This is a genomic window from Sorangium sp. So ce281, from assembly GCF_051527395.1.
Lineage (GTDB): Bacteria > Myxococcota_A > Polyangia > Polyangiales > Polyangiaceae > Sorangium > Sorangium cellulosum_B.
In genome coordinates, this window is record NZ_CP150322.1 from 327842 (window position 1) to 347558 (window position 19717).

General features: G+C 71.5%; 13 protein-coding genes and 1 pseudogene. 6 read left to right on the plus strand and 8 right to left on the minus strand.

What is annotated here, in order from left to right; all coding sequences use genetic code 11:
• Positions 1–370 precede the first annotated feature (370 nt).
• The 6 genes from WMF27_RS01235 (at position 371) to WMF27_RS01260 (ending at position 12014) form a co-directional block, all read left to right on the plus strand.
• Positions 371–2128, plus strand: coding sequence for a sigma 54-interacting transcriptional regulator (locus tag WMF27_RS01235; RefSeq protein ID WP_437762089.1), 1758 nt, complete (start codon positions 371–373; stop codon positions 2126–2128).
• 51 nt (positions 2129–2179) lie between these two features.
• A complete protein-coding gene (locus tag WMF27_RS01240) occupies positions 2180–6331 on the plus strand; it encodes a TOMM system kinase/cyclase fusion protein (RefSeq protein ID WP_437762088.1) in 4152 nt (1383 codons plus the stop codon).
• Entirely contained in the window at positions 6255–7262 is a 1008-nt protein-coding gene (locus tag WMF27_RS01245; protein WP_437762087.1) for a hypothetical protein, read from the plus strand. The genes WMF27_RS01240 and WMF27_RS01245 overlap by 77 nt, the downstream gene beginning before the upstream one ends.
• Before the next feature lie 167 nt (positions 7263–7429).
• Positions 7430–8584, plus strand: coding sequence for an amidohydrolase family protein (locus WMF27_RS01250; protein ID WP_437762086.1), 1155 nt, complete (start codon positions 7430–7432; stop codon positions 8582–8584).
• 140 nt (positions 8585–8724) lie between these two features.
• Complete coding sequence (locus WMF27_RS01255) at positions 8725–10950, plus strand: TOMM precursor leader peptide-binding protein (protein ID WP_437762085.1); 2226 nt, start codon at positions 8725–8727, stop codon at positions 10948–10950.
• Between the two features lie 623 nt (positions 10951–11573).
• Positions 11574–12014: a hypothetical protein gene (locus WMF27_RS01260; protein ID WP_437762084.1), complete on the plus strand. Its 441-nt coding sequence runs from the start codon at positions 11574–11576 to the stop codon at positions 12012–12014.
• Between the two features lie 98 nt (positions 12015–12112).
• Here the strand turns inward: WMF27_RS01260 and cobJ are convergent.
• From cobJ to WMF27_RS01300, 8 genes and pseudogenes are all read right to left on the minus strand, one after another.
• Positions 12113–13384, minus strand: a pseudogene (gene cobJ, locus WMF27_RS01265) (precorrin-3B C(17)-methyltransferase).
• Positions 13377–14516: a cobalt-precorrin 5A hydrolase gene (locus WMF27_RS01270; protein WP_437762083.1), complete on the minus strand. Its 1140-nt coding sequence runs from the start codon at positions 14514–14516 to the stop codon at positions 13377–13379. Before WMF27_RS01270 ends, cobJ begins: the two are co-directional and overlap by 8 nt.
• A complete protein-coding gene (gene cobI, locus WMF27_RS01275) occupies positions 14513–15313 on the minus strand; it encodes a precorrin-2 C(20)-methyltransferase (RefSeq protein WP_437762082.1) in 801 nt (266 codons plus the stop codon). Before cobI ends, WMF27_RS01270 begins: the two co-directional genes overlap by 4 nt.
• On the minus strand, positions 15310–16635 hold the full coding sequence (gene cbiE, locus WMF27_RS01280) for a precorrin-6y C5,15-methyltransferase (decarboxylating) subunit CbiE (protein WP_437762081.1): 1326 nt from the start codon (positions 16633–16635) through the stop codon (positions 15310–15312). Before cbiE ends, cobI begins: the two co-directional genes overlap by 4 nt.
• Entirely contained in the window at positions 16632–17360 is a 729-nt protein-coding gene (locus tag WMF27_RS01285) for a precorrin-8X methylmutase (protein ID WP_437762080.1), read from the minus strand. Before WMF27_RS01285 ends, cbiE begins: the two co-directional genes overlap by 4 nt.
• Positions 17357–18502 (minus strand): cobalt-precorrin-5B (C(1))-methyltransferase, encoded by a 1146-nt coding sequence (locus tag WMF27_RS01290; RefSeq protein WP_437762079.1) that lies wholly within the window; start codon positions 18500–18502, stop codon positions 17357–17359. The genes WMF27_RS01285 and WMF27_RS01290 overlap by 4 nt, the downstream gene beginning before the upstream one ends.
• 17 nt (positions 18503–18519) lie before the next feature.
• Complete coding sequence (locus WMF27_RS01295) at positions 18520–19257, minus strand: FAD-dependent oxidoreductase (RefSeq protein ID WP_437762078.1); 738 nt, start codon at positions 19255–19257, stop codon at positions 18520–18522.
• An 80-nt stretch (positions 19258–19337) separates the two neighbouring features.
• Positions 19338–19712 carry a DUF3209 family protein gene (locus WMF27_RS01300; RefSeq protein ID WP_437762077.1) on the minus strand — a complete coding sequence of 125 codons (375 nt, stop codon included), beginning with the start codon at positions 19710–19712 and terminating at the stop codon, positions 19338–19340.
• Between the last annotated feature and the right edge of the window lie 5 nt (positions 19713–19717).

Genomic DNA, 19717 nt, shown 5'->3' on the forward strand with positions numbered 1-19717 from the left:
GGCGAACCTGCGCGCACGTCCGACCGCCAGATGGCCCGCGTCGTTCGGCGCTCGTCTCCCCCGCAGATCAGCGGCGGTGGCAGAAGCGAGCGATGCGATTCACCCTTGACATCTTCGATTCACTTCTTCTTGCATTGCACCGGCCGCATTGGACGGCATCCACGCATGGCGTTCGGCCACCTCATGGCGCGTCCGGCTTTCGGACCCGCGGCGGCTCCCGTGGTCCCTCCGGCAGGGCGCCGGCGCTGCCACGGCCTCCGAGTCAAGAGGGGGCGCGCGTCCCGCCCGGACGCGCTGCGTCCGCGGGAGACGCGAGCCTGTTCGTTCCACCTGGACCCGTCCCGGTTCTCCTGCTTTCCTGCTGCCCACCGTGACCGCATCCCGTGACGAGCGCTTCATCTCCCTCGTCCCCCGCCTCGTGTCGGCCACGTACTTCGACGAAGCTGCCACGGCGGTCCTCCAGGCCATGTTCACCTGCGTCGAAGAGGCGCTCGCCGACAGCCCGTTCGCCAGCCGCGCTCGGATCCTGCGTGGCGTGGTCCACCTCCGCCCCGAGGACAGCTACCAGCGCCTCTTCGGCGTCGACCGCCTGAGCGGCGCGCGCATCGAAGGCACCGGCTATCTCACCTCCGGCAGCGTCTGGAGCTGGATCGAGAAGCACCGCTGTTCGGTCTCGATCGACGTCCAGCGCGCTTCGCTCCGCTCCTGGATGCCGGACGGGGCCATGGCGCTCCGCCACCTGCCGGATGGGGCCGGCATGCCCGGCGACGCGACACGTGAGCGGATGCTCGGTCGCGACGCGACCCACGTCCATGTCGTCCCGCTGCGCGCGCCGGGCGGCAGCGTCGACGGCATGATCACGATCGAGGCGAGCTGCAGGGGGGCCGTCGGGCTCGAGCTCCCCTGGGCGGAGTGCCACGAGGAGCTGGCGATCCTCGCCAGCATCGCCGGGGCCTTCATCGCCGCCCGCGCGCTGCCGCTCCGCTCGGACGAGCCGGCGAGCCCGGACGAGTTCCTGCCGGTCGTCGGTCAGAGCACCGCGCACCTCGTCGAGCTGCTCCGCGCCTTCGCCCCGCGGGACGACACCATCCTGATCACCGGCCCGACCGGCGCCGGGAAATCCAGGCTCGCGCGCTGGTGCCACGAGCACTCGCAGCGTCGGGGCCAGCCCTTCGAATCGCTGGACCTCCTCGGCGTGCCCGAGGACCTGCAGATGGCCGAGCTGTTCGGCTGGAAGCGGGGCGCCTTCACCGGAGCGGTCAAGGACAACCCTGGCGCGGTCGCCCGCGCCGCGAAGGGCACGCTCTTCCTCGACGAGATCGACAAGCTCTCGCTCAAGGCCCAGGCGGGCCTCCTTCGCTTCATCGAGGAGCGCGCTTACCGGATGCTGGGCGATGACGGGGCGGGGGAGCGCCGCGCCGACGCGCGCCTCCTCGTCGGCACCAACGCCGATCTGCGCGCCGCCGTGCGCGCCGGCCGCTTCCGCGAGGACCTGTACTACCGCATCAACGTCCTGCCGGTGCGGCTGCTCCCGCTCGCCGAGCGGCTCGACGAGCTCCCGCGCTGGGCCGACTACATGCTGAACCGGCGCAATCAGGAGGCCGAAGGCAAGGGGACGGCGCGCTTCGAGCCCGAAGCCATGAAGCTCCTCGTGTCCGCGCCCTGGCCGGGCAACCTGCGGCAGCTCGACAACATCGTCCGGCGCGCTTACGCGCTCCAGCTCGCGGGGCAGAGCGGCCTCGGCGGCGATCTGGTGATCCAGCGGCGCCACGTCGAGCGCGCGCTCACCTTCGACAGCGACGCCGAGCCGAGCGCGCTGACCAAGCTGCTCTGGCGGGCGGCGCTCAGCTTCGTGAACGAGGCCGAGCGACGCCGCGGCGGCAGCGCCCCGCTCCCGCTCGAGCTGACCGACGCCTTCCGAGGCATGGTCCTCGGCGCGGCGGTGCAGCGGGCGGGCAACCGGGACGACGCCTTCACGCTGCTCGGCCAGGAGATGCTGCTCAAGAACCGCAACCATCATCGGACGCTGCGGCGCGAGCTCTCGCGGGTGCGCGAGGTCCTGGACCTGCTTGGAGGTGAGGTCGATCCGGATCTCCTGGCGGTGCTCGACGCCGACAAGGAGCCCTGAGGGAGCGGCGCCAGCGCTCTCCGAGCGCCTCCAGCGACCACGAGATCGATCATGCCGTGCTATGTTGGAAACGGTGCCGCGCTCGCGCCAGGCGCCACGTTCGACGGGCGTTACGAGATCCTGGCCAAGCTCGGCGAGGGCGGCTTCGGCGTGGTGCACAAGGCCCGCCAGCTCACCACCGGGCAGCCGATCGCCCTGAAGATCCTGCGCCTCGCCGAGCAGGGAGGCGTCGCGCAGGCCGACAGGCGGGTCACGCGCTTCCTGCGCGAGACGCGGCTCTGCGCCCAGCTCCACCACCCCAACCTCGTCCAGCTCGTCGACGCGGGGCAGGTCGAAGATGGGACCCTCTACGCCGCGTTCGCCTTCGCGCCCGGCGACGACCTCGCCGCCCTGCTCGAGCGAGAGGGCGCGCTCGCGCCGTCCGAGGCGCGGCACCTGATGCTCCAGGTGCTCGACGCCCTCGCGTGCGCCCACGCGGCGGGCGTTGTCCACCGCGACCTCAAGCCCAGCAACATCATGGTGATCCCCACGGGCGCCCGCCGCAACGCGCTGGTGCTCGACTTCGGGATCGGCGCCACGCTCGACGACGGGCGATCCACGCGCCTGACCGGCAGCCACGACGCGCTGGGCACGCCCGGCTACGGGGCGCCGGAGCAGTGGCGCGGCGCCGAGGCTTCGCCGCGCGCGGATCTGTTCTCGTGGGGCCTCGTGTTCCTCGAGTGCCTGACGGGCAAGCCGGCGTACTGCGGCACGGAGGCCGAGATCTTCTACCGGCTGCTCGGCCCCGATCCCGTCCCGATCCCCGCCGCGCTCGAGCGCCACCCCCTGGGCGACCTGCTCGCCCGCGCTCTCCGCAAGGACGAAGGCGCGCGCGATGTCACCGCCCGTGGGCTCTTCGAGGCGCTCGACGCCTGCACCCTGCGCGGGCTCTCGCGCGAGGCGATGCTCGGCGCCGGCGGCGCTCCGGCCGGCGGGGACACGCGGTCGCTCGCCTTGGCCGCGACGGTCGCCACGTCGCTCGACCGACGGAGGGCGCCCGCGCTCGACGGCGAGCGCCGGCAGCTGACGGCGCTCTGCTGTCACCTGAGGGCGCGCGCGGCCGCCGGGCAGGCCGCCGACGCCGAGGCGCTGGACGATCCCCTGCGCTCGGCGCTCACCCTCTGCGCGGACGTCGGGCGCCGGTACGGGGGGTACGTGGCCGCGGCGCTCGGCGACGATCTGCTGGTCTACTTCGGCTACCCCAGCGCGGCGGAGGACGACGCCAAGCGCGCTGCCCGCGCGGCGCTGGCGATGGCCGGCGCCGCGCAACCCGAGGACGCCGAGGACCCACGCAGCGCGGCGCCGGGCGTGCGGATCGACGTGAGCGTCGGCCTCCACACCGGCCTGGTCGTCGACGGGAATCTGGGGGATCTCGACGGCGCGTGCCTCGTCACCGGCGCCACCCCGCGGCTCGCCGCGCGGCTCGCCGCGCTGGCGCCGCCGGGAGCCGTGGCGGTCAGCGCCGCGTCGCAAGCGCTGCTGCGCGCCTCCTTCGACCTCGAGAGCGAAGGGGGCCGCGCCATCGAGGGAATCGCGGCGCCGGTGGAGACCTACCGCCTCCGGCAGGAGCACGGCGCCGCGGCGAGGTGGCCGACCCCCGACGGATCGAAGGCCCCGCTCTCCGGTCGAGATGCGGAGATCGGGCTCCTCCTGGAGCGGTGGCGCCGCGCGTGCGAAGGGGCGGGCCAGTCGAGCCTCATCACCGGCGAGCCCGGCATCGGCAAGAGCCGCCTGGCGCGCGCGCTGCGCGATCGGGTAGCGCACGAGGACCACACCTTCCTCGAGGCGAGGTGCTCGCCCGCCACGCAAAACAGCCCCCTGCGCCCGGTGATCGAGCTCCTCGAGCGCGCGCTCGGGCTCGACCAGGAGCCCGACGTGGGCAGCAAGATCGCGCGGCTCGAGGGGGAGCTCGCCGGCCACGGCTTCGCGCTGGCCGAGTCCATGCCGCTCTTCGTGCCGCTCTTCTCCCTGCCCCTCGGCGCCCCGTACGCCCCGCTCGACGTCTCGGCGCAGCGGCAGAAGGCGCTGACGCTCCAGACCGTCGCGTCGCTGCTCCTCGCGATGGCCGACAGGCGGCCCGTCCTCCTGCTGGCCGAAGATTTGCAATGGGCCGACTCCACCACGATGGAGTTCCTTGCGCAGGTCGTTCGCGAGGCGCCCGCGGTCCCCCTGTGCGTCGTCATGACGGCTCGCCCGGAGTTCTCGCCGTCGTTCTCGACGGCCGATGTGCTGCTGCTCCCGCTGAGCCGCCTCGAGCGCGCGCAGATGGAGGAGATGCTCACCCGGCTGGTGGGCAACAAGGCGCTGCCTCCCGCCGTGATCGAGCAGGTGGCTGGCCGCGCGGACGGGGTCCCGCTCTTCGCGGAGGAGCTGCTCCGGATGATGGTCGACTCGGGGCTCCTCGTGGAGCGGGAGGATCGCTACGAGCTCACGGGGTCGCTTTCGAGGGCAGCGATCCCGGGGACCTTGCGGGCGCTGCTCACGGCGCGCCTGGATCGGCTGGAGCGCGCCAAGGAGACGGCCCAGCTCGCGGCCGCGCTGGGGCGGGAGTTCAGCGTCGAGGTGCTCTCGGCAGCGAGCCCGCTCGGCCCAGCGGCGGTGAAGGACGACCTGGAGCGGCTGATGAGCGCGGGGCTCCTGCTGCGCAAGCGGCGGCAGAAGGATGCACTAGGGGTGTTCAAGCACGCGCTGGTGCGGGATGCGGCCTATGAGTCGCTCTCCACGGGCGCGCGGCGGAGGGTCCACGCGCGGATCGCTGCGACGCTGGAGGAGCGGTTTCCGGAGATGGTCCGGACGCGGCCGGATCTGCTCGCGTACCACCACGCGGCGGCGGAGCAGAAGGGGCAGGCCGTCGGTTACGCGCAGCGCGCCGCGGAGCAGGCGCTGCAGCGCTCGGCCTACGCCGAGGCCGTCGTGCACGCCTCCAATGCTGTGGCGTGGGCCGAAGCGCTGTCGGGCGCCGAGGGGGTCGAGGCCGAGCTCCGCGCGAACGGCGTCCTGACCCAGGCCCTGATGGCGAACCATGGTTGGGCCGATCCGCGGGTCAAGGCGACCGTCGATCGCTCGGCCAGCCTGCTGCAGCTGCTCACACAGGACAGCGAGCACCGTGTGCCGACGTTGAGCTTCCTGTTCGTCTACCATCACGTGGCCAGCAACCGCCGAACGGCGCGCGCGTTGATAGAAGAGCTGGTCGCCATCGCCGAGCGCTCCGGCGACCGGGGGCTCCGCGCCGCTGTCGAGGCGCTCTACGCGCTCGCCCTCTTCGTGGATGGCGACCACGCAGCCGCGCGGCGCGTGGCCGAGCGCGCGGTCGAGCTCTACGATCCCGACCTTCATCGGGACCACGGGGTGCGGTTCGGGCTGGACTCGCTTGTCCTGGCGAAGGCGTACGTGGCGCAGCTCTGCTGGTACTCCGGCGACACTGCCTCTGCCTTCGCGCACATCACGAGCGCCCTCGAATGGGCGCGCGAGGTCGGCCACGTGCCCTCGATCGCCCTTTGTCTGCTGTATGGGTGCATGATCTACCAGCTCGCTGGCGACCGGCGCGCGGTCGCCTCCATGGCCGGAGAGATCCTCACCCTGAGCGGTAAACATGGGCTGCCTGCCTACGAGGGCTATGCGAAGACCCTCCACGACTGGGCGACCGGCGACGACCAGCGCGCCCGGGCGATCATGGAAGGCCTCTCCAGCCTCGGGTGCAAGCTCGGCCTCTCGTACTACGGCTCTCTGATGGCCGACCGCCAGACCGAGCGCGGCGATCTCGACGCGGCCATCGCGTGCATCGACCATTGCCTCTCTTTGTGCCGCGAGAACGACGAGCACTACTACGAGCCCGATCTCCACCTCCGCCGGGCCATGTACGAGGCGCACAAGGATCCTGCGGCCGAAGGCGTGCGGCTCTCGCTGGAGCAAGCCGCCCGGCTCGCGCGGCGCTACGACATGCCGAGGATTGAAGCGCTGGCGACGCTGGAGCTGCTCCGGCGCTTCGGCGGCGCCTCGCCATACCGAGCCCGCCTCGACGAGTTGCTCGCGCTTCACCCCTGCCTGCGAGACATCGCGGAGCGCTTCACGAAAAAGGAAGAATTCGATGAAAGACATGAGCCAGCTGATGCGGTTTCGCACCGCGTATTTGCGCGCGATCGCGGGAGCGTGGAGCGATCCTGAACTTCTTGAACAGCTGACCACCAGCCCTTACGCGAGCGAGGCTGGCACCGGCAACACCATCACTGTCCTGAGGGAGTATGGCTTTGACTGGGAGCGCTCACCGTGGAACAATGTATGCCAGATCCAGATCGTGGGCAACACCAGGCTCGAGTGGACTGGCGACGAGTGGATCTGGCCCAGGCCCGCGCCGTCTTCACCCCGCAATACCCCACCGACCGCCCTGCCCCCGATAGACAGCCTGACGTTGTGGCTGCCGCTCAGCGCGCCGTCTTCCGCCGGGAGCACGACGTCTGGCGATCATCCGATCCAGGCTCGCGCGCTCACAGAGTTTTACATGCAGCACGCGAATCTGTTCAGCGACGACTGGGGGAATTGGTGCATCAAACCGGCGGATGAGGCCGTCGCGCCGCTCCAGGTCGACCCGGGCGACGCGACCAGTTTTTACGGGGAGGTCTGCATCAGCTCGCCGACGATCTCCGGCCAGCTCATGCCTGACGACGCGGATTTCACGGCGTTCAAGGTCGCGCTGCTCGGGGCGATGGCCAAGGCATGGGCCAACCCGTCCTTCAAAGAAATGCTCCAGACCAACGCCATCCAAGCTCTGCAGACCATCCGAAGGTACAGAATGCCCTGGGAGATGGGGCTCTATATCCAGGAAGATAAGGGCGCCAAATGGGACGGCGCTTCCAACTGGAAGGCTCCCGCCGGTGGTAGGGGCAACGGTGTAGGAAATAACGATACAACAGGCGACGAGGGGCTTGGCGCAGGAAACAACAATCCCAGAAACATTGCTGGCCCCTGGGAGTCTAGCCGGCGTCACATGCTCACGCTCTGTCTGCCCCAGCCGCCGGACAATTCGAGCGACGAGCCTCTCGCCGTCGCCGCGTACAACGCCGCCGGGGCACAATACCCGTTCAGCTGCTGTTCCTAGCGGTCGGAACCAGGACCGATGATGGAGCCCCTGGAGCTGAGCCAGGTGCTGGCGTTCAAGCCCACCTTGCGGGTCGAGCGCATGGATCCCGGCGTGGTCTTCCTGACCGGTGAGCGGGAGCGCTTCGTCCTCGTTCGTGTAGCCGCCGAGGAGCCGAGGAGCCGAGGATGCGAGATGGATTTCGGATCATCGATGTGGACCGTCACGTCCTCGAGCCCGTCGCCATGTGGCCGGAGTACCTGCCGGCGCGGATGAGAGAAGTTGCGCCTCGGTTCGAGCCCTTCGGTCCCCCCGAGACCCTGGCCGAGCGGCTGAATCGCCTGGGCGAGCACACGCTCCTGCCCACGCCGCTCACCCTCTGTGTGGCCGGCGAGCCCGTCATGCGCGTCCCCGAGGCGGCGTACATCGAGGCCGGGCTCATCGCCGAGCGTCGTCGCGAGCTTCTCGCCGCCGCGGCGACGCCTTCGGGGCACCTCGCCGAGATGGACGCGACGGGCATCGACGTCGCCGTCATGCTCCCCACGTATGCGTCCTACCTGGTCAACGACGACTCCATCGACGCGGAGCGCTCGCGCGCTTACGCCAGCGCCTACAATCGATGGCTGGGCGGTTTCTGCTCGAGCGCGCCTGCCAGGCTCCTGGGCCCGGCGCTCATCTCACGCCACGATCCGGAGGCCATGGTGGGCGATCTCGAGCAAGCGGTCCATGGCGGCGTGCGCTCGGTGGTCCTCCGGCCCAACCCGGTGCAGGGCCGCACGCTGAGCGCTCCTGCCTATGCGCGATTCTGGGCCGCGTGCGAGCACCACGCGGTCGCCGTCCTCCTGCACGAGGGCACACACGCGCGTCTCCCCACGGCAGGCGCTGATCGCTTCCAGACCCAGTTTGGCCGGCATGCCTGCTCTCATCCGATGGAGGCGATGATGGCGCTGCTCTCGCTGATCGAGGGCGGCGTGCTCGAGGCCCACCCGACGCTGCGGGTGGGCCTGCTCGAGGCGGGGTGCGGCTTTCTGCCTTACTGGCTCTGGCGGCTCGACCACGTCGAGTACGCGCAGATGCGCGGCGAGGTGCGCGGCCGGGTGCGCCGGCCGCCCTCCGAGTACTTCCAGCGGCAGTGCTGGATAGCGCTCGAGCCCGGCGAGGCGATGCTCGACCGGGTGGTGAAGGAGATCGGCGCGACGCGGATGGTATTCGGAACCGATTTCCCCCACCTCGACCACGGGCCCGGGATGGTCGACGAGGTGATGGCGCTGCGGGACGCGCTCGGGGACGAGGCGCTGCGGACGATCCTCTGGGAGAGCCCCTGCGGCCTCATGGGGATGTAGGGGCACGGCCGCGGGCGGCTCCGCTCCGCCCGGATCCTGATGGGTCCAGGGAGGCGAGGCGATCCCCGGCCATCCGGCGGTCGCTCTCCTCGAGCGAGCCACTTGCACATGCTCCTTGGCGGGTGAAAACAGGAACGGCGATGGATCCTCTGGAATTGAGCCAGGTGCTGGCGTTCAAGCCCACCCTGCGCGTCGAGCGCATGGATGCGGGCGTGGTCTTCCTGATCGGCGAGCGCGAGCGCTTCGTCGTATCCGGCGCCTGCGCCGCCGAGGTGGCCGCGCTCGTCGACGGCCGGCGCACGGTGCACGAGATCCTGAGCGCCGCGCGCGATCGGTTCTCCGAGCCCGAGACCCTGTATGCCCTGAGCCGGCTCGCGGCGCGCGGCTACCTGGTCCCCGCAACACCGGAGCTCCCCTCCGAGCACGCGGCGTTCTGGCGCGGGGTGGGTCTCGACGGCAAGGCGGCTGCCGAGGCCTTGAGCCGGACCCCGGTGTCGGTCCTGGCCGTCGGCGAAGCCGCTCCCGCTGCATGGATGACCGAGGCGCTCGAACAGGCAGGCGTGCGGATCGACGGCGAGGCGGCGGTGCACGTGGTCGTGGCCGACGACTGCTTGCAGCCCGAGCTGGCCTCGATCAACCGCCGCGCGCTGCGTGAAGGGGCGCGCTGGTTCCTGATCAAGCCTGCCGGCGTCCGGCCGCTCATCGGGCCCGTCTTCGAGCCCGGCGCCGGCCCCTGCTGGGAATGCCTGGCGTTCCGGATGCGCCAGAACCGCCCGGTCGAGGAGCTCGTTCGCCGGCGCCGGGGGCACGAGGGCCACGTCCCTCCCCCCAGGGCGGCCACCGAGGCGAGCGTACGGACCGCCTGCGGGCTCGGCGCCTCGGCCATCGCCCGCGCGCTCGCCAGGGAGGAGTCCAGCTCTCCTCAGGCGCTCGGTTCCCGGGTGCTCGCCCTCGACCTGGCCACGTTCGAGATCACCGCGCACGCGGTCGTCCGGAGGCCGCAGTGCCCGGCGTGCGGCGATCCGGCGCGGATGGCGGCCGTCGGCGAGCGCCCGATCGAATTGCAGCCGGTGGAGAAGGCGCATTACGAGGACGGTGGATATCGCCGGCAGACCCCGCGGCGGACCTACGAGCGCTATCAGCACCTCGTCAGCCCGATCACCGGCGCCGTGACGTACCTCGCGCCGATGCCGGGGCGGGACACCGAGCTCCGCGCCGTGTACGCGTCCGGCTACCTGGCCTGCCCCCGGGAGGGCGTCCCGCGCACCAACGTCTTCGACAAGAGCTGCGCCGGCAAGGGGCGCAGCGTGGACCAGGCCAGGGTGAGCGCGCTCTGCGAGGCGCTCGAGCGAACCAGCGGCGTCTACCAGGGGGACGAGGCGCGCGTCCGCGGCAGCCAGGACGAGCTCGGCGCGGCGGCGCTCTCGCCCGGCGATCTGCTGAACTTCAGCGAGGCGCAGTACCGCGAGCGCGCTCACCTCAACGCGCGGGCAGCGGATCGTCGCCAGTGGGTACCGGAGCCGCTCGACGCCGGCACCCGGATCGACTGGACCCCGGCCTGGTCGCTGAGCAAGCGCGAGCGGCGCTACGTCCCGCTGGCCTACTGCTACGCCGAGGCCCCGGCCGAGAGCGGCACCGCGTTCTGCGGCCCCTGCGGCAACGGGGTGGCGGCCGGCACCTGCCTCGAGGAGGCCGTGCTGCAGGCCCTGCTCGAGCTCGTGGAGCGCGATGCCGCTGCGCTCTGGTGGTACAACCGGCTCGCGCGCCCGGCCATCGCGCTCGACAGCTTCGGGGACCCGTACTTCGAAGCCCTCCAGGAGGACTATGCCCGGTTCGGCTGGGCCGTCTGGGTGCTCGATCTGACGCACGACCTCGGTATCCCCACCTGCGTTGCGCTCGCCCACGAGGCCCGGGAGGATCGGTTCACCATCGGGTTCGGCTGCCACCTCGACCCGCGCCTCGCCGTGCAGCGATCGCTCACCGAGCTCAATCAGCTCTTCGAGCCTGAAGGCGCGCGCCGGGCGCCGTGGGACCTCGAGCGGCTGCCTGACCGCGCGCATCTCTTCCCGAGCCCCGATCTCCGCCGGGTCGCGGCCGAGCACCTGCCCCGGATCGGCGGCGCCGATCTGCGCGCCGATATCGAGCAATGCCTGGGTCGCCTCGACGCCGCGGGCCTGGAGCTCGTCGCGGTGGACAAGACCCGCCCCGACATCGGCTTGCCCGTGGTCCAGGTCATCGTCCCGGGGCTACGCCATTTCTGGCCCCGGTTCGGCCCGGGGAGGCTCTACCAGGTGCCCTGCGCGCTGGGGTGGCTCGCCCGCCCGCTCGCCGAGGGCGAGCTCAACCCGGTCCCTCTGTTCGTCTAGCTGCCGAGGATCCGCGCATGCGAGATCCTCCTCCACGAGGGCACGCACGCGCGCCTCGTGCAACGGAAGCAGCCGGCCAATCGGGGTGAGGTTCGTCTGCCCACGTGCCCCCCGGCTCCATGGCCGGCCGCGCATGTCTCTGGAAGAAGCGTCGTGTCTCCAGGTGACGCAGCCCGGCCGTCGTCGGCTGCCGGGGGGCCCCTGCATGCCCGCGCGGGCCGCGCCGATCGCCACGTCGGCGGCTCGCGGGAGACGGTTCGAGTGCCTGGTATGCGTGCTGCAAGTGACAGTGGACAGGGGACAGGGGACAGTGGACAGGCGACAGGGGACAGGGGATCGAGGTGACCCGGCTCTAGAGACAATTCGAGGCGCCGCGGGCGAGGGGCGTGACGTTTGCGTTCCTCGCCGCGGAGAAAGCCGACTTCCCGTGTCCCCGCTTTGCCGCGCTTCGGGGGTCGTACGAACGTAGGCCCGACGCGGCAACCTTCACACAAAACAGGTTTGGCGCACGGGGCAAACCTGCCCTTCGCGCCATGACGGGCGGCGCCCGGTCTAGGCCAAGGGGGCCTCGACGCAAGGTCGCCGCTCAGGCAGCAACTCTCACCAACGAGCAGGAGTGAATCATGAGCAAAAGCAGGCAAATCCTTACGGTCGATCCGAGTGACGTCGTGATCAATTTCACGTATTCGCTCGGCCAGACCAACCTCGGCGTAAACAATGTGAACACCGTGAATATCTCGGTGACCAACAAAAGCGAATACGCGCTGCAGAATGTTACCCTGAAGCAGGAGGATATCATCGTTTGGTGGTCGGGGAGCAAGGACCCGGTGACGTCTAGCTTTTCGATAGTGATCCCGGGAGGTAAGATGGTCTTCTCCTCCGTGGCCCCTTCCACGACGTCTCCGACGCAGGGCTTCTTCGTGACGCCCACGCAGCAGGCGCTCAACTATATCTCGGGCACAATCTCGTTCTCCATCAAGAGCGGGAATATCACATACGACGTGGTGGCCGATACAGGCGGTCAGAACACGTCGGACAACTGGACCGTCACCACGCGGAACTAGCGCGAGTTCGGTCCTGTGCTGGGGATCGAGGCGCATGGTGAGATCGCGCCCGGCGTCGGCCGCTCGCGAGCTTCGCCGGCGTGCGTCAGGAGCCGAGCTCAGAGGCAGCGCAGGACGTTGTCCCGCACGAGCTGCCAGATGGGCTCGGGGATCCCGCCCAGCCAGCGCGCGTCCCGCTCGACCGGCGCCTCGGCGTCGTCGAGCGGGTCGTCGTGGCTGTAGACGAGCCGCCACAGCCGCTCGCTCACCGAGCCGTTCCGGTCGATCACGAAGCGGTGGACGAGCTTCTTCGCGAGCTCCTCGCCCTCGACGTCGAGCAGCAGCACCGGCGGCGCCACCTCGATCTCGCCCGCGTCGCGCAGCGGCTTGAGCCGGACATAAGCCCCCTTCACGAGGTCGACCTCGTCCGGCGGCTCGAACCCCGCCGCGCGGAAGTCGCACGGCGCCTTGGTGTTGCCGATGAGGTAATACGCCCCCTGGGTCTCGGCGAGGATCGCGCCGCCCAGCCTCCCTACGCGTGCCATCTAGACCTCCTCCGCGGTGCCGCTCTCCTCGGAGAGCACGAGCGTGCGCCCCGGCGTCTGGCCGGGGAGCGCGGCTCCATCCCATGTGTACTTGTTGGTATACCCGCGCGGCGTGACCATGTACCCCTCGAACATGAAGGTGTTGGTCGACCCGACGAGCACCGTCGTCAGCATCCCGATCTCGTACTCGAGGAAATGGTCGAGATCGGTGAGCACCGCGCTCTCCAGCTTGCGGTAGGCGCTCTTCACCAGCGCGACCGGCGTCGTGCCCGCGCGGTGCTGGCGGATGATCTCCTGGGCCCGCACGATCTGGCGCGTCCGCCGCCCGCTCGCCGGATTGTAAAGGCCGATGACGAAGTCGGCCGCGGCCGCTGCCTCGAGCCGCCGCTCGATGACCGGCCACGGGGTCAGGAGGTCGGAGAGCGAGATGGCACAGAAGTCGTGGCCGAGCGGCGCGCCGACGAGCGACGCGCACGCGTTGAGCGCCGTCATCCCGGGCACGATGCGGAGCTCCGGCGACCCGCCGCGCTTCCAGCCGATCTCCTCCAGCACCTGGAAGACGAGCCCGGCCATGCCGTACACGCCCGCGTCGCCCGACGAGATGATCGCCACGCGCGCCCCGTCCCGCGCCCGCTCCACCGCGGCGCGCGCCCGGCCGATCTCCTCGGTCATGCCGGTCTTGATCACCTCCTTGCCCTCGATCAGGTGCTTCACCAGCCGGATGTAGGTCGTGTACCCGACGATGAGGTCCGAGGCCGCGATCGCCTCGAGGGCGGCGCGGGACGCGTGCTCCTCGGCGCCAGGGCCGATCCCGACGATCGACAGGACTCCTTTGCTGTCACCCATGGCTCTCCTCCACGTTGCGCTTCGCGAACGGGACGCGCGCCACCGCGAGCGTCATGGACCGCCCCACGCCCTCCTCGGTGTACGCGCGCTTCGGCACGAGCAGCCTCGCGGCCCCCGCCGCCCGCAGCGCGGCCGGCTCGGCGACGCCCCGGGCGCCGACGTGCTTCTTCACCGTCTCCGACGGGTTCTCGATGCCCTCGGTGGCGTCGAGCTCCTCGGGCGTGAACGTGACCAGCGGCCACCCCCGCCGCGCCGACAGCGCGAGCAGCGCCTCCTCGTCGGCCTTCTTGTCGATCGTCGCCAGCGCCTTCACCGATCTCGCCGACAGCCCGTGCTCCTCGAGCAGCCGGTCGACGCCGCGCTCCACCATGGCGAGCGGCGCGCCGCGATCGCAGCCGATACCCAGGACCAGGCTCTTCGGCCGGTAGACGACGGCGCGCTCGACGATCCCGGGGTGCGAGCGGGAGAGATCGCGATCGCTGGCGACGAGCAGGATCTCCCACGCGCCGGGGTCCACGCCGTCGAGCGACGTCGCGTAACGCACGCCCGGCGGCAGCGCGGTCGCCTCGGGCCAGAACGAGGGCTCGCCGGTCTCCTGGACGAACAGCACCGGCGCGGCGTTCACGACGGCGGCGCAGCCGCGCGTCACGTTGCGGTCGGGATCGTCAAGGGTCCATCCGAGCTCCCGGCCGAGGATGTCGACCGTCAGCGTCCCGAGCGCGTCGGACGCCGTGGTCACCACCGGCTGCGCGCCGAGCAGCCCGGCCACCTTCTCGGTGAACGCGTTGCCCCGCCCGACGTGCCCGGAGAGCACGCAGATCGAGAAACGCGCCGTGTCGTCGACGCACACGACCGCAGGATCGACCTTCTTGTTCTTGAGCAGCGGCGCGATCATGCGCACGACCGCGCCGACGCTGATCACGAAGACATGGCAGTCGTAGGCCGTGAACGCCTCGGTCAGGAGCGGCCCCATCGGCAGCGGCAGCGGCTTCGCCCCCGCCGGCGCCCCGTCGAACAGCTTCTGCGACACGTAGAGATCCGCGCCCGGCAGCCCCTCGATGAGCTTGCGCGCGATCGAGATCCCGTGCCGCGTGATGGCGTAGATGGCGTAGGGCTTGCGCTCGGCGGTCATGGGGCCTCCGGTTCGGTAACAGCCTTGTCGAAGCCGCCCGGCGGCGAGGCCGGGGCCTCCCCGACGAGCAGCCCGCTGCGCTCGCCGCGCGTGACAACGACCATGGCGAAGCAGTCGCCCCGCTCGCCCTGCGCGGCCCGGAGATCGCGGACGATCCGCTGCTCGGGCATCGTCGCCTTGGACACGAACACGGCCCGATCGAGGAGGCCGGCGCGCGTGAGCGCCTCGGTCACCTTCGGCATCTCCGAGCCGATCTTCATCAGGACCACGGTGTCGAAGCGCCGGAGGACGTCGGTCAGGTCGTCGACGCCGTACGTGGCGGGCAGGATGGCGATGCGCTCCTGCCCGTCGGCGAGCGCGAGCCCGCTCACGGCAGGGACCGCCGTGACCGAGGTGACGCCGGGGACGACCTCGACCTCGAGCCCGGGGAAGCGGCGGAGCGCCTCGCGGCGCACATAGACAAAGGTGCTGAAGAGCGACGGATCCCCCTCGGTGGCGAACGCGACGGTGAGGCCGCGCGAGAGCCGGTCGCCGATCTTCTCGACGGCCGCGTCCACGTAGGGGCGGACGCGATCCGGGTCCTTGCTCATGGGGAAGGTGAGGAGCAGCCGCTCCTTGTCCCGCTGCTTGCCGACGACGGGCTCGAGGATCCGGTAGGCCATCGAGGCGCCGAAGTCCGAGCTGCGGGGGAGCGCGAGCACGTCCGCCTCCTGAAGCACGCGCACGGCGCGCAGCGTGAGCAGGTCCGGCGCGCCGGGGCCGACGCCGACGCCGTAGAGCTTGCCGAGGCCGCTCATGACGCCTCCGAGGTGGACCGCGGCGTACCGGAGGGCGCGGGCCGGGCCTGCTCCGCGCCCTCCGCTGCTTCTGCTTCCTGCGCCTTCGCCGGCTTCGTCGCGGCGAAGATGTGGATCGGGTTCAGCGCCTCGTACCGCACGTAGCGCGCGAGCGGGACGCCGCGCGAGACCGAGAGCAGCGTGACCTCGGGGTCGAGCCCCCGCGCCCGCAGCGCGCGGTACGTCTCGGCGACGTTCTCCATCGTGATGGCGTTGACCACGAGCCGGCCGCCCGGCCGCAGCCGATCGAGCGCCACCGTGACGATCTCCTCCATGCTCCCCTTGCTCCCTCCGACGAACACAGCGTCCGGGTCCTCGAGCCCCGCGAGCGCCTCGGGCGCGCGGCCCGCGACGACGCGCACGTTGTCGACCCCGTGCGCGCGGACGTTGTCGCGGCAGATCTCCACGCCCTCCGGGTCCACCTCGATCGCGTAGACCCGCCCGAGGGGGCAGAGCATCGCCGCCTCGATCGAGACCGACCCCGAGCCGGCGCCGACGTCCCAGACGACCGCGTCGGGGCGGATCGCCATCGAGGCGATCGAGAGCATGCGCACCTCGCGCTTCGTGATGAGGCCGTTCTTCGGCATGCGCTTCGCGAACGCGTCCTCGTGCAGGTAGGGGACGGCCGGCGGCGGGCGCCACGCGGGGTCGCTCCGCAGGAGCAGGAGCACGTTCAGCGGGCCGATGTCCTCGCAGGCGGCGAGCGCGGGGAGGTCGAACGCGCGCACGCGCTCGCCGGCGCCGGCGAGGCTCTCGCAGACCCACGCCCTCCAGCCGGCGTCGCCGTGCTCGAGGAGCCGCGCCGCGAGGCGGGCCGGGCCGTTCTCGCCGTCGGTCAGCACCGCGACCTTCGAGAGCCGGCGGAGGCGCGTCGCGAACCCCTCGGGGGAGCGCCCGTGGACCGAGACGAACGCGGCGTCGTCCCAGGCGATGCCGGTGCGCGCGAACGCCCACTGGACCGAGCTCAGGCTCGGGATGATCTCGACGTGCTCGCCGCCGAGCCTCCGGACGACGAGCGCGCCGACGCCGAAGAACAGCGGGTCGCCCGAGGCGAGGATGCACACGTTCTGCTCGGCGGACAGGGCGTCCACGCGGTCGAGCGCCGCGGACAGGCCGCCCTTGAGGGCGATCTTCTCGCCGCGGAACTGCGGGAAGAACTCGAGGTGCCGCTCGCCCCCCACGAGCACCTCGGCGCGGGCGACCGCGGACGCGGCGCGGCTCGACAGGCTGGCGCACCCGTCGTCGCCGATACCGACGACGGTGACGGCGCGGCGCGCGCTCATCGCGCCACCTTGGCCGCTCCGGAGGAGCCCGCGGATCCTGTCGATCCCGGCGGTTCCGCCGATTCCGCCGACAGGAGCAGCAGCGCGTGGACGATCGCGACGGCGATGGGGCTGCCGCCCTTGCGGCCGCGCGCCACGATGGAGGGGAGCCCGGACGCGATCAGGGCCTCCTTGGACTCCGCCGCCGACACGAAGCCGACCGGCACGCCGATGACGAGCGCAGGCCGCGCGCCCTCCTCCCGGGCGAGGCGCACGACCTCGAGCAGGGCCGTCGGCGCGTTGCCGATCGCGACGATCGCGCCGTCGAGGAGCCCGAGCCGGTGCGCCTTGCGCATCGACTCGATCGCGCGGGTCGAGCCGGCCGCGGAGGCGGCCTGGATGACGTCGTCGTCCGAGATGAAGCAGTGGATCGCGCAGCCGTACGACGCGAGCCGCTGCTCGTTCAGGCCGACGCCGATCATCTTCACGTCGACGAGGACCGGCGCGCCGCCCCGGAGCGCCGCGATGCCCCGCGCGATCGCCTCGGGGTGGAGCCGCATGAGCGACGAGAACTCGAAGTCCGCTGTCGCGTGGATCACGCGGCGGACGACCTGCCACTCGGCCTCCGGGAACCCGTGCGCGCCGACCTCCTCGTCGATGATCGCGAAGCTCTTGTCCTCGATGCGCCGCCCGAGCGCGGTCATCTGCCGCATGTCGTTCACCGCGCGCACCTCATCACCGCTCATGGCTCCTCCGCTCTCTCCGCTCTGTCCGCACCGATGGCACCGGCGTCGCCGGCCGGATACCGGCCGAGCAGCGCCCCGTTGAAATCGACGAGGCAGGCGTGCACCTCGAGGGCGCCGCCCGCGTGACGCGAGGTGTGCTCGACGACGCGCCGGCAGATCCCCCCCGGCACGCCGGTGAGCCCCTCGCGCTGGCACAGCTCGAGCACGTGCCGCGCGGTGTTCGCCTGCCGGATCTCGGCGGCGATCTCCGTCCGCGCGCCGAGCTCCTCGGCGATCTGCGCGAGCAGCTCCATGCTCACCTCCGAGCCGGCGGCGTGCGTCATCATCTTGCCGTCGGCCATCTTCGAGAGCTTGCCGATCATGCCGACGATGACAGCGCGCACGATCCGCCGCCGCGCGGCGTGGCGGACCCCGGTGCCGATGAAGTCGCCCACCTGGATGAACGCCTCCTCCGGGAGCTCCGGGTAGAGCTTCATCGCGTACGCCTCGGATTTGCCGCCGGTCGTCAGCGCGAGCGCCGCGATGCCGCGCTCGGCGGCGACGTCGATCGCCTGCACGACGCTCGCGCGGAAGGCGGCGGTCGAGTACGGCTTCACGATCCCGCTCGTCCCGAGGATGGAGATGCCGCCGAGGAGCCCGAGCCGCGCGTTGATGGTCTGCTTCGCCATCTCCTCGCCCTGGGGGACGCTGAGGGTGACCGTGGCCCCGGCGAAGCCCGAGCCCTCGAGCTCCTCGAGGACCATCTCGGTGATGTTCCGGCGCGGCACGGGGTTCACGGCCGGCGCGCCGACGGGCAGCCCGAGCCCCGGCTTGGTGACGACGGCGACCCCGGCGCCGCCGCGGATCTCGACGCCCGGCTCGCGGCGGAGCTCGACCTCGGCGACGAGCTCGGCGCCGTGCGTGCAGTCGGGATCGTCGCCGGCGTCCTTGACGACGCTGCACGTGGCGCGCGGCCCGTCGCGATCGCAGCGCCTCAGCGGGAAGGTGACCTTCTGCCCGTTCGGCAAGGTGGTCTCGATGGCGTCGACCGCCGCGCCGCGCGTGAGCACGCGCGCCGCCGCCTTGGCCGCGGCGGCCGCGCACGCGCCCGTCGTGAACCCCTCGCGCTGCCCCTTCGGGTCTCTCGGCCGGACCTCTACCATCCAGGGATCCTGAACGATTACGCGGATTTCTTCATCGGGTTGTTGAAGAAGCTCTCGAGGAGCACGCTGCCCTCGGGCGCGCCGAGCGAGGCGAGCCGGTCGCGGAGCGGGTAGAGGACCGCGCCGTCGCCCGCGCAGAGCACGGCGTCGTGGGGCCCTGCCGCGAGCTCTCGCTCCACGAGGGCGCACGCGCGCGCCGGCCGCTCGGGGTGGCCGACCGGGGGGAGGTCGCGGGCGACCGTGAGGCGGACGGCGGCGGGGAGGCGCTCGCGGACGAACGGCTCGGAGGCGAAGGTCTCGCCCGGCTCGACGAGCCAGAGCAGGTCGAGCTGCGCCGCGCCGGCGGCGGCCGCGCTCCGGGCGATCCCGAGGGCGGCGGTGATGCCGGTGTCGGTGGCGATCACGAGCGCGCGGCCGGAGAAGCCCGGCGCGAGCCGCAGCTTGCCCCAGGGTCCGCTGAACTCGAGCTCGGCGCCGGCGGCGATGTCGTTGAGCACGTTCGAGCCCGGCCCGGCCCCGACGCGCTTCACCGCGATCTCGACGGCGCGCTGCTCGGCGTCGCTGGAGAGCATCGAGTAGGCGCGCTTCGCGAGCCTGCCGCCGGGCAGGGTGACGCCTGTGTTGATGATGACGTACTGCCCGCCGGCGAAGCCGATCTCCGCGCCGTCGACGCGCTCGAGGCGGAGCAGCCGGGCGGCGTCGCCGAGCGGCGTTGCGTGGGCGATCCTGATCTTCGGGTTGCCTTGTGTTGCCATGACGTCGCTCCTGTCTCCGCGCGGTCGCAATCACGCGCCCCATGGTCTTTCCGGTGAGCGGGGCGTGAGCGGCGCGCGCTTCACTCGGCCGGGTAGATCTCGTGCACGAAGTCGTGCATCTCCTCGAGCTCCCGGTAGAGCCGGCCGAGCCCGTCGACCTGGGCGCGCAGATCGAGCTCGACCTGCTTCGTCAGGATGAGGAGCGAGCGCAGGTAAGGCAGCTTCGGGTCGCCGGCGGCGGTCTTCGCGACCTTCTCCTGGAGCTCCACGAGCGACCCCTCGAAGAGGCGCGAGAGGCTCTTCAGGTCCCCGGCGCGCAGCATCGCCGAGACCGGCCCCGGCTCGGCGGCCGCGGCGCCGAGCTCGGCGAGCTCGTGCGCGCGCTCGCCCGGGTCGTCGATCCCCAGGATGTTCATGAGCCCAAGGCGGAGCGCGGCGATCTCGTGACAGGCCATGTCGG

Coding starts and splice junctions, on each gene's coding strand:
- WMF27_RS01260 (WP_437762084.1), top strand. CDS start 11,574: ATGAGCAAAAGCAGGCAAATCCTTACGGTCGATCCGAGTGACGTCGTG.
- WMF27_RS01270 (WP_437762083.1), bottom strand. CDS start 14,516: ATGACCGCCGAGCGCAAGCCCTACGCCATCTACGCCATCACGCGGCAC.
- WMF27_RS01300 (WP_437762077.1), bottom strand. CDS start 19,712: ATGGCCTGTCACGAGATCGCCGCGCTCCGCCTTGGGCTCATGAACATC.
- cobI (WP_437762082.1), bottom strand. CDS start 15,313: ATGAGCGGCCTCGGCAAGCTCTACGGCGTCGGCGTCGGCCCCGGCGCG.
- WMF27_RS01295 (WP_437762078.1), bottom strand. CDS start 19,257: ATGGCAACACAAGGCAACCCGAAGATCAGGATCGCCCACGCAACGCCG.
- WMF27_RS01255 (WP_437762085.1), top strand. CDS start 8,725: ATGGATCCTCTGGAATTGAGCCAGGTGCTGGCGTTCAAGCCCACCCTG.
- WMF27_RS01285 (WP_437762080.1), bottom strand. CDS start 17,360: ATGAGCGGTGATGAGGTGCGCGCGGTGAACGACATGCGGCAGATGACC.
- cbiE (WP_437762081.1), bottom strand. CDS start 16,635: ATGAGCGCGCGCCGCGCCGTCACCGTCGTCGGTATCGGCGACGACGGG.
- WMF27_RS01245 (WP_437762087.1), top strand. CDS start 6,255: ATGAAAGACATGAGCCAGCTGATGCGGTTTCGCACCGCGTATTTGCGC.
- WMF27_RS01290 (WP_437762079.1), bottom strand. CDS start 18,502: ATGGTAGAGGTCCGGCCGAGAGACCCGAAGGGGCAGCGCGAGGGGTTC.
- WMF27_RS01240 (WP_437762088.1), top strand. CDS start 2,180: ATGCCGTGCTATGTTGGAAACGGTGCCGCGCTCGCGCCAGGCGCCACG.
- WMF27_RS01250 (WP_437762086.1), top strand. CDS start 7,430: ATGCGAGATGGATTTCGGATCATCGATGTGGACCGTCACGTCCTCGAG.